11 protein-coding genes are annotated in these 12,347 nt (G+C 70.8%); 8 read left to right on the forward strand and 3 right to left on the reverse strand.

Going from position 1 to position 12,347, the window contains the following annotated elements; all coding sequences use genetic code 11:
• The first annotated feature begins 2 nt into the window (after window positions 1-2).
• Together ADX84_RS18050 and ADX84_RS18055 are read left to right on the forward strand one after the other, a co-directional pair.
• Window positions 3-998 (forward strand): ABC transporter ATP-binding protein, encoded by a 996-nt coding sequence (locus ADX84_RS18050; protein WP_049576188.1) that lies wholly within the window; start codon window positions 3-5, stop codon window positions 996-998.
• Window positions 995-1,837 carry an ABC transporter ATP-binding protein gene (locus ADX84_RS18055; protein WP_049576191.1) on the forward strand — a complete coding sequence of 281 codons (843 nt, stop codon included), beginning with the start codon at window positions 995-997 and terminating at the stop codon, window positions 1,835-1,837. Before ADX84_RS18050 ends, ADX84_RS18055 begins: the two co-directional genes overlap by 4 nt.
• A gap of 75 nt (window positions 1,838-1,912) precedes the next feature.
• Here the strand turns inward: ADX84_RS18055 and ADX84_RS18060 are convergent, their stop codons facing one another.
• Window positions 1,913-3,301: an NAD(P)/FAD-dependent oxidoreductase gene (locus tag ADX84_RS18060; protein ID WP_049576195.1), complete on the reverse strand. Its 1,389-nt coding sequence runs from the start codon at window positions 3,299-3,301 to the stop codon at window positions 1,913-1,915.
• Between the two features lie 162 nt (window positions 3,302-3,463).
• Between ADX84_RS18060 and ADX84_RS18065 the strand changes: the two genes are divergently transcribed.
• Window positions 3,464-4,120 (forward strand): TetR/AcrR family transcriptional regulator, encoded by a 657-nt coding sequence (locus ADX84_RS18065; RefSeq protein ID WP_049576199.1) that lies wholly within the window; start codon window positions 3,464-3,466, stop codon window positions 4,118-4,120.
• Window positions 4,121-4,135: 15 nt separating this feature from the next.
• On the opposite strand, the gene ADX84_RS18070 is transcribed toward ADX84_RS18065, so the two are convergent.
• Window positions 4,136-5,566 carry a gamma-aminobutyraldehyde dehydrogenase gene (locus ADX84_RS18070; protein WP_049576205.1) on the reverse strand — a complete coding sequence of 477 codons (1,431 nt, stop codon included), beginning with the start codon at window positions 5,564-5,566 and terminating at the stop codon, window positions 4,136-4,138.
• Window positions 5,567-5,761: 195 nt separating this feature from the next.
• Between ADX84_RS18070 and ADX84_RS18075 the strand changes: the two genes are divergently transcribed.
• A complete protein-coding gene (locus ADX84_RS18075) occupies window positions 5,762-6,412 on the forward strand; it encodes a maleylpyruvate isomerase family mycothiol-dependent enzyme (protein WP_049576208.1) in 651 nt (216 codons plus the stop codon).
• 9 nt (window positions 6,413-6,421) lie between these two features.
• On the opposite strand, the gene ADX84_RS18080 is transcribed toward ADX84_RS18075, so the two are convergent.
• A complete protein-coding gene (locus ADX84_RS18080) occupies window positions 6,422-7,429 on the reverse strand; it encodes an alpha/beta fold hydrolase (RefSeq protein ID WP_049576211.1) in 1,008 nt (335 codons plus the stop codon).
• Window positions 7,430-7,522: 93 nt separating this feature from the next.
• Here ADX84_RS18080 and ADX84_RS18085 point away from each other — a divergent pair, with 93 nt between their 5' ends.
• From ADX84_RS18085 to ADX84_RS18100, 4 genes are all read left to right on the forward strand, one after another.
• Window positions 7,523-8,089, forward strand: coding sequence for a TetR/AcrR family transcriptional regulator (locus tag ADX84_RS18085; RefSeq protein ID WP_049576215.1), 567 nt, complete (start codon window positions 7,523-7,525; stop codon window positions 8,087-8,089).
• 50 nt (window positions 8,090-8,139) lie between these two features.
• Complete coding sequence (locus ADX84_RS18090) at window positions 8,140-9,081, forward strand: SDR family NAD(P)-dependent oxidoreductase (RefSeq protein ID WP_049576219.1); 942 nt, start codon at window positions 8,140-8,142, stop codon at window positions 9,079-9,081.
• Between the two features lie 226 nt (window positions 9,082-9,307).
• A complete protein-coding gene (locus ADX84_RS18095; protein WP_049576223.1) occupies window positions 9,308-10,774 on the forward strand; it encodes an MDR family MFS transporter in 1,467 nt (488 codons plus the stop codon).
• A gap of 49 nt (window positions 10,775-10,823) precedes the next feature.
• Window positions 10,824-11,693, forward strand: a complete 870-nt coding sequence (locus ADX84_RS18100) for an aminoglycoside phosphotransferase family protein (RefSeq protein WP_369801106.1) — start codon at window positions 10,824-10,826, stop codon at window positions 11,691-11,693.
• Window positions 11,694-12,347 lie beyond the last annotated feature (654 nt).

Below are 12,347 nucleotides of genomic sequence, written 5' to 3' on the forward strand. Positions count from 1 at the left end.
CCATGCTGCTCGACATCGAGAACCTCACCGTCACCCTCCCCGGCGCCGGGACACGTCGGCCCGTCCTGGACGAGGTCAGCCTCACCGTGCGGCCCGGCGAGGTCGTCGGCCTGGTCGGCGAGTCCGGCTCGGGGAAGTCCACCACCGCCCGCGCCGTCCTGCGGCTGCTGCCCGAGGGCGCCGCCGTCGAAGGCCGGGCCAGCGTCGGCGGGACCGACGTGCTCAGCGCCGCCCCGGCGGAGCTCACCGAGCTGCGCTCCCGGCGGGTCTCCATGGTGTTCCAGGACCCGCGTTCGGTACTCAACCCGGTCCGCCGCGTGGGGGACTTCCTCACCGAACGCCTGGTCCTGGCTCTGGGCACGCCGAAGGCCGAGGCCCGTGCCAGGGCCCTGGACCTCATGGCGGAGGTGGGTCTGAACCGGCCCGAGGAGCGCTTCCGCCAGTTCCCCCACGAGATGTCCGGGGGCATGCTGCAACGAGTCGTGCTCGCCGCGGCCCTGGCCACCGAGCCCGAGCTCCTGCTCGCCGACGAGGCCACCAGCGCACTGGACGCCACCACGCAGGCGGAGGTGCTCTCGGTTCTGCGCGATCTGCGTGAGACCCGGGGCATGGGCGTCCTGTTCATCACGCACGACCTGCACCTGGCCGCCGCCTACTGCCATCGGGTGCACGTCATGTACGCGGGGCGGGTGGTGGAGTCCCGAGAGGCGGCGGCGCTCTTCGCCGACCCGCGCCACCCCTACACACGGGGACTGATCGCCTGCAACCCTGGGCTGGACTCCGACCTGGCCCCCGAACCCATCCCAGGGGCGCCCCCCTCGCTGTCGACGGCCTTCACCGGCTGCCCCTTCGCGCCACGGTGCGCCGACGCGACGGAGCACTGCGCGACCTGGCGTCCCGAGACGTTCCCGCTCGACGACGGCGGGGTCGCCTGTGTCAGGGCCGACACGGCGAGCCGCGGAGCGGGCCCGTCCCGCGTGGAGGAGGAGATCCGATGACCCCGAACGAACCGGCGCTGTCCGTGAGCGGACTGCGCAGGGCCTACTCCATGGGCCGGGGCGTGCCTGAACTGGTGGCCGTGGACGACGTCTCGTTCGAGCTCGCGCCCGGTGGCTCGCTGGGCGTGGTCGGCGAGTCCGGGTCCGGCAAGAGCACCGTGGCCAGGATGTTGGTGGGCCTGGAGCGGCCCGACTCCGGGGAGATCCGGGTGTCGGGTCGGGTGCGCGGCATCAGTGAGCGCGGACGCGCCGCGCGCCTGCGCCGGGCGAGGGAGGTCCAGCTGGTCTTCCAGAACCCGCTGGAGTCCCTGGACCGCCGTCTCACCGCCGCCCAGTGCCTGTGCCACGTCCTGCGGCTGCACGGCGCGGAACGGGCCGAGGCGCAGCGGCGTGCGCTGGAACTCCTCGAACAGGTGGGGTTGGGCGCGCGGGAGGCGGAGGCGAGGCCGCACCGGCTCAGCGGCGGTCAGCGGCAGCGCCTGGCCATCGCCCGGGCGCTGGCGGCCGACCCGTCCGTGCTGGTGCTCGACGAGGCGGTCTCCGCGCTGGACGTGTCCGTGCAGGCGCAGATCCTGCGGTTGCTCAGCGGAATCCGAGAGGAGTCGGGGGTGTCCCTGGTGTTCGTCTCGCACGACCTGGCGGTGGTCGGACAGGTCACCGACGAGGTCCTGGTGATGTACCGGGGTCGGGCCGTCGAACACGGGCCGACCCGCCGCGTGCTGCGCGAACCCGATCACCCCTACACGCGCATGCTGGCCTCCAGCGTGCCGGGAACGGGCTGGGACCCGGCCGAGGTGGTCCGGCTGCGCGCGGAGTTCGCGGCGGCCTCGGGGGCGTGACGCCCCGGAGCTGACACGTCGACGCGGCCCAGCCCCGCGAGTGGACGGGGCCGGGCCTCCTGGCGTCATGGGAGATCAGCCGGTGGTGTCCGTGAGGGCCTCCTCCGCGGCGCGGCGGCCCTGGCGCAGCGCGCCGTCCACGTGCTGGTACCCCTCAGCTGCCAGGTCCGAGCATGCCCAGCCGATCGGGCCCACGGGTGCGCGCTGGTCGGCCCCGTAGCGGTGCAGCCCGCCGAGGTCGTAGCTGGCGGCGTAGGCGCCCCGGGTCCACTCCTCGGAGGCGAAGTCCGACTCGAAGTAGACGACCGGCTCCAGCGCCTCCTCTCCGAGGTAGTGGGAGAGGGACCGCAGGATCGCGTCCCTGCGGTCCTCGGCGGACCGGCGCAGGAGGTCGTCGGCGGGCTCATCGGAGACGAAGGCCACCAGGGTGCCGCGCTCGTCCCCGTGGTTGGTGTTGTCGTAGACCTCCTGGCAGAGCTCCCTGGCACCGAACCCGGTTCCGGAGAGCCCCCGGTCCCGCCAGAACGGGCGGTCGTAGACCGCGTGGACCTTGATGACCAGGCCCATGGACGTGTGCTGGTGCATCTGCTGCTGAAGCCACGGCAGTGCGGGTTCGAAGGTGATCCGGGAGTACAGGGTGGGCGGTACCGCCACGATCACGCGGCGGGCCCGTACGGTCGCGCGTTCGGAGATGACCGTGGCCCCCTCCTCGCTCCAGCGAACGGTCCGGACCGGGGTGTCCAGGAGGACCGTGCCCTCCCCCAGCGCGTCGGCCATGGTCCGGGAGACCGACTGCATACCGCCCACCACCCGGCGGTCCAGGATGAAGTCCTCGTCCACCAGGTGGGAGAACGACCCGGCGGAGGCCGCCATGAGGACCGCCTGGAGCGCGGAGAAGGCGTGGGCGGGTTTGGTGAGCATGCCCCCGGCCATGAAGATGCCGATGTTCTCGCGGGCGGCCTCGTCGTCGGTCTGGCGCCGCAGCCACTCGGTGAAGGTGACGGTGTCCAGCTCACGGGCGAGCGGGTGGTCCCAGGGGCGTTCGACGCCGATCTCCTCGACCAGACCGTCCAGGGTCGCGATGACCCGCGCCATCTCCGCCTCGGTCCGCTCCCCCGCCGGGAACATGTCCCCCGTGTACTCGTGCCGGGAGCCGTCGGGGGCGAGGTAGACGTTGGCGCCCTCGCGGTGGCGCGGGTAGGTGTCCAGCCCGAGCTCGTCCAGGAGTCCGAGCAGTTCGGTCTGGTCGGGCGAGACCCACTGGCCGCCCAGCTCCAGGAAGGCCCCGTCGACCTCGCGGGACCAGGTGCGGCCGCCCACGCGGTCGCGGGCCTCCAGGACGGCCACGGTGCGTCCGGCGGCCTGGAGGGTGCGTGCGGCCATCAGTCCGGCCGGGCCCGCGCCCACGACCACGACGTCACGGTCGATGACCTCGTCGCTGCCGATGACGTGTGTGCCACTCATGGGTGCGCTCCTTCGAACCATTAAATGAATACCATTCATTAACGGACACGGGGCCCCCGGTGTCAAGCGGGACACTCCCACGAGCAGCACTGATACCGGCGCCGACGCGCCGCTCCTAGACTGGTGGCGACCTCGTCCGGGCCCGACAGGAAGCAGGCGCCAGTGAGTCAGGGAACGCGCAGTGGGCGGGGCAGGGGCAGACCCTCCTCACCGGTGCTCTCACGTGAACGCGTCACCCTGGCCGCTATCCGGATCGTCACCGAACAGGGCTACCGGCACCTGACCATGGCCGCCCTGGCGAAGGAGCTCGGCGTCGCCGCCTCGGCGCTGTACAACCACGTCGCCTCCAAGCGCGACGTGCTCATCCTGTTGCAGGAACGCGTGAACGAGCGGATCGACGACTCCGCCTTCGGCACCGAGCCCTGGGACCAGGCCCTGCGGCAGTGGGCGCGCTCCTACCGGCGGTGCTTCATGGAGCACACGGCGCTCATCCCGGTCATGGCGGTGCTGCCCGTGGCCGACTCCCCCGGGACGCTGCGCATGTACGAGCGCGTGACCCGTGCCCTGGAGGACGCCGGGATCGTCGGCGCGGACGCGGTGGACATCATCGTCGGTGTCGAGGCGCTGGTCTTCGGAGCCGCCTACGACGCCTCCGCCCCCGAGGGGATCTTCGATCCGGGCGGGATGGGGGAGGTCGCGCCCACCTTCACACGGTTCGCGGCGCAGAGGTCGGCGGACCCCCGCGCGGCCGCCGACCGGGCCTTCGAGCTCGCACTCGACGCCCTGGTCAGCGGCCTGCGCCAGAGGTACACGGACTGAGCCGCAGGGCCCGGGTCACCCCTCCAGCGCGTGCATCACGTGCTTGACCCGGGTGTACTCCTCCACCGAATACAGCGACAGGTCCTTGCCGTAACCCGAGGACTTGAAGCCGCCGTGCGGCATCTCCGCCGTGAGCAGTACGTGGGTGTTCACCCAGACACAGCCGAAGTCGAGATCGCGGGTGAGGCGCATCGCGGCGGCGTGGTCGGAGGTCCACACACTGGAGGCCAGTGCGTAGTCCACGTCATTGGCGAGTTCCACGGCCTCCGCCTCCGAGGAGAAGGTCTGGACGGTCAGGATCGGACCGAAGGTCTCCTCCTGCACCAGCTCGTCGTCCTGGCGCACGCCGGTGATCACCGTCGGCTGCACGAAGTAACCTTCGCCCTCGACCGCCCGGCCGCCGGTGACCACTGTGGCGTGTTCGGGCAGACGCGCGAGCTTGCCGGTAACCGACGCGAAGTGGCGGGCGTTGTTCAGCGGGCCGTAGTCGTTGCGCGACTCGTCGGCCTCTCCCGTCCGGGTGCCGCGCGCGGCCTCGGCTAGCAGCTCCACGAAACGGTCGTGGGCGCTCTCCTCGACCAGGACCCGAGTGACGGCGGTGCAGTCCTGCCCCGCGTTGAACGTGCCGAACTCCACCAGGGCCTTCGCGGTGGCGGGCAGATCGGCGTCGGCGAAGACCACCGCCGGGGCCTTGCCACCCAGCTCCAGGTGGCCGCGCTTGAGCCCCTTGGCCGCCGAGGCGGCGACCTGCTGGCCGGCGCGCACCGATCCGGTGATGGAGACCATGGCCGGTTCGGGGTGCTCCACCAGGAGCCGCCCGGTCCCGGCGTCGCCCAGGACCACGTTGAACACGCCCGCAGGGAGGATCTCACCCATCAGCCGGGCCAGGACCAGGGTGGACTCGGGGGTGGTGTCGGAGGGCTTGAGCACGACGCAGTTGCCCGCGGCCAGGGCGGGGCCGATCTTCCACACCGCCATGAGCAGCGGGTAGTTCCACGGCGTGACCTGGGCGACGACCCCGACCGGCTCACGGCGGACGTAGGAGGTGTGGCCCTCCATGTACTCGGCGGCGGCGCGGCCCTCCAGGGTGCGGGCGGCACCGGCGAAGAAGCGCAGGTGGTCAACGCCCATGGCGATCTCCTCCTGGGAGATCATCCACCGGGGCTGGCCGGTGTTGCGGTGCTGGGCCTCCACGATCTCCTCGGCGTTGGCCTCGACCGCGCCCGCGATCCTGAGCAGCAGCCGCTGCCGCTCCCCAGGGGTGACGCGCCGCCAGGTGGCGAAGGCGGTGCGCGCCGCGTCGAAGGCGGCGTCGACGTCGGCCTGGTCGGAGACGGGCGAGACCGCGACGGTGGTCCCGTTGGTGGGGTTGACGACGTCGAGCCGGTCCTGACCGTGGGCGTCGACGAAGGCGCCGTTGACGAAGTTCTGGAGGGGACTGCTCATGAGGTCACTCCTGGGACGCCGATTAATGATTGGCGTTCATTTTAGAGGCCGGGCGAGTGAGCGGCAACACACCCCAGCGACTTTCGAGAGCGAAGGGAGCGGGACCTTTGCGTCGTGCATTCCTGGCGGGAGCGGGGAGACGGTGTCGGCGCGGTCCTTCCGGAAACTGTCGGCGCCGGTCCGTACAGTGCGCTCATGGAGACCACCGACCCCAGGCGCATGCTCGCCGTCGAACACGCCGCCCTCGTGGCCGACCTGCGGGAACTCACCGACGAGCAGTGGAACCAGACCTCACTGTGCACCGAGTGGAACGTGCACGAGGTGGTCGCGCACCTCGGCTCGGGCATGACCATCGGCCAGCTCGGATGGATCGTCTCCATCCTGCGCTCGGGCCTGCGCCCCGCGGTCCACAACCGCAGGCAGATCGCCCGCTTCGCCCGACACGAGCCCGCCGCCACACTGGCCAGGTTCGCCGCCCTGGGTACCGAGGGCGGCGAACCCGTGCGGCTGCCCTCCGGCGACCCCTCCCCCTGGCTCGGCGAACTCGTCGTGCACGGCCAGGACGTCCGCCGCCCGCTCGGGATCGAGCGCGAGCCCACACCTGAGGCGGTGGCCGAGGTGGCACGGTTCCTCGCCTCCCGCGACTTCGCCGTGAACAGCAGGACCCAGGTCAAGGGGTTGCACCTGCGGGCCACGGACGCGGACTTCACCACGAACGACCCCGGGCTGCCCGTGGTGGAGGGTCCGCTGCTCGCGCTCGTCATGCTCATGGCGGGCCGTCCCGCCTACCTGGACCAGGCGAGCGGCACGGGCCTGCCGGAACTGCGCAGCAGACTGGAGGCCTGACCCGGGGGCTCAGCCGTCGTGGGCGGCCCAGTACGCGGCGAGTTCCGCGCCCAGCTCGTCGGCGGCCTGCATGGGCAGGGAGTGGGTGGTCTGCGGCCAGACGGTGACGGGTTCCCTGCCCAGTTCCCGGGCGCGCTCCCCGGCCTCCTCGCCACCGGCCAGGGAGCTGTCGCTGGCCAGGTCGATCCGGACCGGCATCGACATGGACCGCCACTCCTCGTCCGAGAGGGTGCGCGGCACCAGGGTGGCCGAGTCGTAGTGCCGTGAGCCCTGGTCGATCATCGACGACATCGGGGTGCGCTCGCGGACCTCCTCGACCGTGACCCCACCGATCTCCGCCATGCCCCGGTCCTTCCACGACTGCGGCACGGGGAGCAGCAGCAGCGAGGACCACAGGTAGGTGGAGGCGGGCAGCCCCCGAAGGACCATCACCGGTTCGAGAAGCGTCAGCGAGGCCACCCGACCGGGGTGTTCGAGCGCGTGGACGGCGGCGATGGCCCCACCGAAGGAGTGCCCCACCACGTGGACGCGTTCCAACTCCAGCTCGGCGAGCACCTGTTCCACCCAGGCCGCCTGGTCGTCGAACGAGGTGAACGGCGTCGACTGCGTGGACATCCCTGCGTCACCGATCGCGTCCATCGCGTAGAGGGTGCGCTGGCCGACCCAGTGGGTGATGTTCGCTCCCCACATCGGCGCCCCGGACCGGATTCCGGGCAGCAACACGACCGGCGGGTCGCCCTTGGCCCCCTCCTCGGTGGCGGTCCACTCGTACACCCGCACGGACCCGTACTCGGTGGCGACGTCGTGGGAGCGGGTGGGCTCGGGCAGGGTCGCCATCACATCGTCGTAGGCCTCCCGGTAGGAGGCGTGCCCCTCCGAACTGCGCCAGTGCCCCACGGCGGGCTCGGGCGCGACGACCGCGACCGCCTTGTCGACGACCAGCCAGGCCACCGCCAGCACGGCCAGGACCTGGAGCACGCGGCGCAGCCGGGGACGGCGGTTCTCGCGGTCGCTCATGACCCCTCCAAGGAAAAATACGATCGTATTGACCGCACTCCGAGTGTACACCCATCTCAATACGATCGTATTTTCCTTGGCTAGGATGGGACCATGAACAACCCGGAACCCGACCCGAGACGGACCGAGATCTTCCACGCGGTGTGGCAGGTGATCGCGGAGAACGGCATGGGAGCCGTGTCCATGCGCAACGTCGCCACGGCCGCCGGGGTGTCGGTCGGACGCATCCAGTACTGGTTCCACAGCAAGGACGAACTCCTCCAGGCCAGCCTGGAGGCGATGCTGTCGAGCGCCGAACGGCTCCACGACGAATCCACCCGGGACACGGACGACCGCGAGACCCTCTGGGAGCTGGTCGGGCACCCCATCCCCCGGGCCGAGACGGCCCGCGCCGGGGTCTCGGTCTTTCACCAGTACGTCGCCGCCGGGTTCAACCACCCTGCCCTCGCCCGCCTGCTGGCCGAGGCCAAGGAGGGGGAGGAGGCCGAAGCCGCCCGGCTCCTCGGCAGGGTCGCGCCCGACCTCCCCGACCCCCGTGCCGCCGCGCGTGGCCTCATGGCCACGGCCGACGGCCTGTCCATGCGCGTCCTGATCGGCGGCCTGTCCTCGCTGGAGGCCGAACGGACCCTGCGCGGCCAGCTGGACCGGCTCCTGGCCTGACCCCTAGGCTGCCGGACCCGAGGACCATCCACAGAGGGGAAACGGAGCACATGGGCTGGCAGGCGCCGAACATGGACGGACGCACGATCGCGGTGACGGGCGCCAGCTCGGGGATCGGGCTGTGGATCACCCTGTTCCTCGCCCGGGCCGGAGCCGACGTCGTGCTGCTGTGCCGCGACACCCGACGCGGCGAGCGGATCGCCTCGGCCCTGCGCGAGGAGGTCGAGGGCGCCCACGCACGGGTGGTGCGGATCGACACCTCGGACCTGGCCAGCGCCAGGGCGGCCGGAGCCGAACTCGCCGACCTCCCGCGGCTGGACGCCCTGGTCAACAACGCCGGGCTCGTGGGCGCACCGGCGCAGCGCGAGGTCAGTGTGGACGGGCACGAACTGACCCTGGCCACCAACGCGCTCGGCCACCACATCCTCACCCACGAGGTGCTGGAGACACTGGAGCGGACCTCCGGCCGCGTCGTCTGGATGGGGTCGATGAGCGCCAAACTGGTCCGCCCCTCCCCCGACGACCTCGAGCTGGAACACACGTACTCACCGTGGCGGGCCTACGCGCAGTCCAAGCTGGTCACCCACGCGCTCGGGTTCGAACTGCACCGAAGGCTGGCCGCGCGCGGATCGAGGGTACGGAGCCTGGTCGCGCACCCCGGTTACTCGCTGCCGGTGCTCTCACCGAGCGTGGGAGAGCTCTTCACCCCGCCCCGGCCCACGGCCCTGGACCGGCTCCAGTACCCGTGGGCGCAGGGAACCGACCGGGGCGCGCTGCCCGCCGTGCTCGCGGCCACCTCCCCCGAAGCCCTGAGCGGCCAGTTCTACGGGCCCCGCGGCGGTCTGCGCGGCGAGCCCGCCCTGTCCGGAGGGGTCGCCGGGGTGGAGGGCGCGGGTTCGCGCGGAACCGGAGGCCCGGGACGCAGGAGCATCGACCCGTTGGTCGGGGCGGCCGTGTGGTCGTTCGCGGCGCGGGCCTGCGAGCTGCCCTGACCGACGTGGGGAAGGGCACAGGAGGAAGGTGGTTGCACAGCGCGCAAAATCGGGCGAGACGGGGCGTTTCGTCGCCTAACCTGGAAGCCACAGTGGCGTTCTCGGCGGAATATCCCCTTCCGTCCCGGAATACTGCCGTGACCAGCGGGGTTGATCGTTCGGACGGTACAGCCCGCACCCCGCTCATCCCCCGGATCCAGGCCACCCCAAGCGCGCAAGGAAGTATGTGACCAGGCAACCCGACGTGACAAACTCCGACGAGGTCGCGGACAAGCGCGCGACCCGACTCGTCATCCCGCTCCTCCTTGTCTCGGCCTTCGTCGTCATCCTCAACGAGACGATCATGGGTGTGGCGCTGCCCGCGCTCAACCGCGACCTCGGCATCTCGGTCTCCACCGGGCAGTGGCTGACCTCGGCCTTCATGCTCGTGATGGCCGTGATCATCCCCGTGACCGGGTTCCTGCTGCAACGGTTCCACCTGCGGCAGGTCTTCATCGCCGCGATGACCCTGTTCAGCATCGGTACTCTGATCTGCTTCCTCGCGCCGAACTTCACGGTCCTGCTGCTGGGCCGGATCGTGCAGGCCAGCGGAACCGCCATCATGATGCCGCTGCTCATGACGACCATCCTCAACACGGTCCCGGCTGACCGCCGCGGCCGCGTGATGGGCAACATCTCCATCGTCATGGCGGTGGCGCCCGCCGTCGGGCCGACCCTGTCCGGGCTCATCCTGAGCGTGCTGGACTGGCGTTGGCTGTTCGGACTCGTGCTGCCGATCGCCCTGCTCGCCCTCGGGCTGGGCGCCGCCTTCATCCGCAATGTCACCGAGCCCCGCGCCGCCCGTATCGACGTGCTCTCGGTGATCGTGTCCGCCTTCGCCTTCGGCGGCCTGGTCTACGGCTTCTCCAGCCTGGGCAAGGCGGCCGACGCCGACGCGCCCATCCCGCCGTGGGTGGCGCTCCTCGTGGGAGCCGTCGCCCTGGTGCTGTTCGTGTGGCGCCAGATCGGGCTCCAGAAGGAGGACCGGGCCCTGCTCGACCTGAGGGTGTTCCAGTCCCGCCAGTTCTCGATCTCCATCGGGCTGGTGCTGGTGAGCTTCATGGCGCTGTTCGGCACGATCATCCTGCTGCCGATCTACATGCAGAACGTGCTCGGCCACGACACACTCGCGACCGGTCTCACCCTGTTGCCCGGTGGTCTGGTGATGGGTCTGCTGGCCCCGTTCGTGGGTCGACTGTACGACCGCTTCGGGCCCCGGCCCCTGGTCACCCCGGGAGCCGGTGTGGTCACGCTCGTGATGTGGAGCATGACCTTCTTCGGCACCGAGACTTCGCTCGGGTACGTCGTCGCCGCGCACATGGCGCTCAGCGTCGGGCTCGGACTCATGTTCACCCCGCTGCTCACCGGTGCGCTCGGTTCCCTGCGGCCCTCGCTGTACTCCTACGGCAGCGCCGTGGTGGGCACCGTGCAGCAGGTGGCGGGCGCCGCCGGCACCGCGACGTTCATCGCCGTGATGTCCGCCGTCGCCGCCAGTCAGCTCAACGACGGCGCGGACGCCGTCGTCGCCGAGGCGGGCGGTATCCACATGGCGTTCGTCCTGGGTGCGGTGATCGCCAGCCTGGCGTTCTTTGCGACCTTCCTGGTGCGCCGGTCCGAGGCCGGTCAGGAGCCCGAGAGCCTTCCTGTTCACTGATCCCGAGCTGTAGGGGGGCGGCGACCACCGCCCCTCTACAGTGGGCTCCGTGAACGAGCCACTCGTACGAGCCCTCCTCGAAGAGCAGCACCCGGATCTCGCCAGCAGGGATCTGCGCCCCGTCGAGGGCGGCTGGGACAACCAGATGTGGCGCCTGGGCGAGGACCTCGCAGTCCGGATGCCCCGCTCTCAGCGCGCGCCCGACCTCCTGCGCATGGAGTACCGGTGGTTGCCGGCTCTGGCCCCGCGTCTCTCCCTGCCCATCCCGGTCCCCGTGCGCCTCGGCACGCCGTCCCCACACTTCCCCCACACCTGGCTGATCACCACCTGGATCACCGGTGACCCTGCGGACCGCTCTCCCGTGACCAGAGATCCCCACACGCTCGCGGACTTCCTGACCGAGCTCCATCGCCCAGCCCCAGCTGACGCCCCGGCCAACCCACAGCGCGGTATGCACCCACGCGACCTCATCGGGGACTTCGAGCAGTTCGAGCAGTACGCCCGAAGCACCGCGGACCCCGACCAGATTCCCCGGATCCTGAAGGTCTGGCAGGCCGCAGTTGACGCACCCCAGTGGCATGGCCCCCCGGTGTGGCTGCACGCGGACCTGCACCCGGCCAACGTCGTCACCACCAACGGAGCCCTCACAGGTGTCGTGGACTTCGGCGAACTCTGCTCAGGCGATCCCGCTACGGACCTCTGCGCCGCATGGGTCCTGCTCCCCAACGCCACGGAGTTCTTCGCCAGGTATCCCACCGACGAGGCCACCATCCAACGCTCCCGAGGCTGGGCCCTCATTCGGAGCCTCGGCCTCATCGAGATCGGCCGTGCCGGCGAACAGGGTCTCCCAGGTGGCAAGCCCACCTGGAAACCCGCAGGCGAAAAGGCCCTCTCCCGAGTACTCGCGTCATTCCCCTAGCCAACTCGCTATTCCGCGTGCGCGGATCGTTTGTCTCTGCTTCGGGCAGTTTTGAAACTCGCGCGGAAGCACTCCAGCCACATGCGGCGCCATGGTGGCCTCCTTGGGCCCATCCCCGCGTGCGCGGGGAGCAGCCCCACCCCGCGGAGCAGGTAGGCGGGACCCGGGGTCCATCCCCGCGTGCGCGGGGAACAGCGTTTTGCCGGGCTTCGACATCCCCGCCCCCCGGGTCCATCCCCGCGTGCGCGGGGAACAGCCAGGGATGCGCCCAGGTCGCGCCCACCACCGTGGTCCATCCCCGCGTGCGCGGGGAACAGGTCAACCCCTCAGTCCTGCGGGTCGGGTTCAGGGGTCCATCCCCGCGTGCGCGGGGAACAGCCCGGTGGGGTGTACCGGGACACGGTGGGAGTGGGTCCATCCCCGCGTGCGCGGGGAACAGATGCGGACCCGGACGGCCCCGGTCAGCAGGTCGGGTCCATCCCCGCGTGCGCGGGGAGCAGGCTTTTTGACCTGCGGACTTACCGGTGGTAAGTGCTCGTTTTTCCAACTTGTTGAGAAACAGACAAAACCGGCATCCGCCTTCGTTGTTGCTGTCACGGGCGAGCCTATAGGCGATGTGTTCCTCCTCGCCTGCGCTGACCGGGATGCGTGTCG

Origin of the sequence: Nocardiopsis sp. SBT366 (assembly GCF_001083815.1) — a bacterium.
GTDB classification, from domain to species: domain Bacteria; phylum Actinomycetota; class Actinomycetes; order Streptosporangiales; family Streptosporangiaceae; genus Nocardiopsis; species Nocardiopsis prasina.

Excerpts from the sequence above, each read along its gene's own strand:
- ADX84_RS18050 (WP_049576188.1), top strand. The coding sequence starts at position 3 with ATGCTGCTCGACATCGAGAACCTCACCGTCACCCTCCCCGGCGCCGGG.
- ADX84_RS18055 (WP_049576191.1), top strand. The coding sequence starts at position 995 with ATGACCCCGAACGAACCGGCGCTGTCCGTGAGCGGACTGCGCAGGGCC.
- ADX84_RS18060 (WP_049576195.1), bottom strand. The coding sequence starts at position 3,301 with ATGAGTGGCACACACGTCATCGGCAGCGACGAGGTCATCGACCGTGAC.
- ADX84_RS18070 (WP_049576205.1), bottom strand. The coding sequence starts at position 5,566 with ATGAGCAGTCCCCTCCAGAACTTCGTCAACGGCGCCTTCGTCGACGCC.
- ADX84_RS18075 (WP_049576208.1), top strand. The coding sequence starts at position 5,762 with ATGGAGACCACCGACCCCAGGCGCATGCTCGCCGTCGAACACGCCGCC.
- ADX84_RS18080 (WP_049576211.1), bottom strand. The coding sequence starts at position 7,429 with ATGAGCGACCGCGAGAACCGCCGTCCCCGGCTGCGCCGCGTGCTCCAG.
- ADX84_RS18085 (WP_049576215.1), top strand. The coding sequence starts at position 7,523 with ATGAACAACCCGGAACCCGACCCGAGACGGACCGAGATCTTCCACGCG.
- ADX84_RS18090 (WP_049576219.1), top strand. The coding sequence starts at position 8,140 with ATGGGCTGGCAGGCGCCGAACATGGACGGACGCACGATCGCGGTGACG.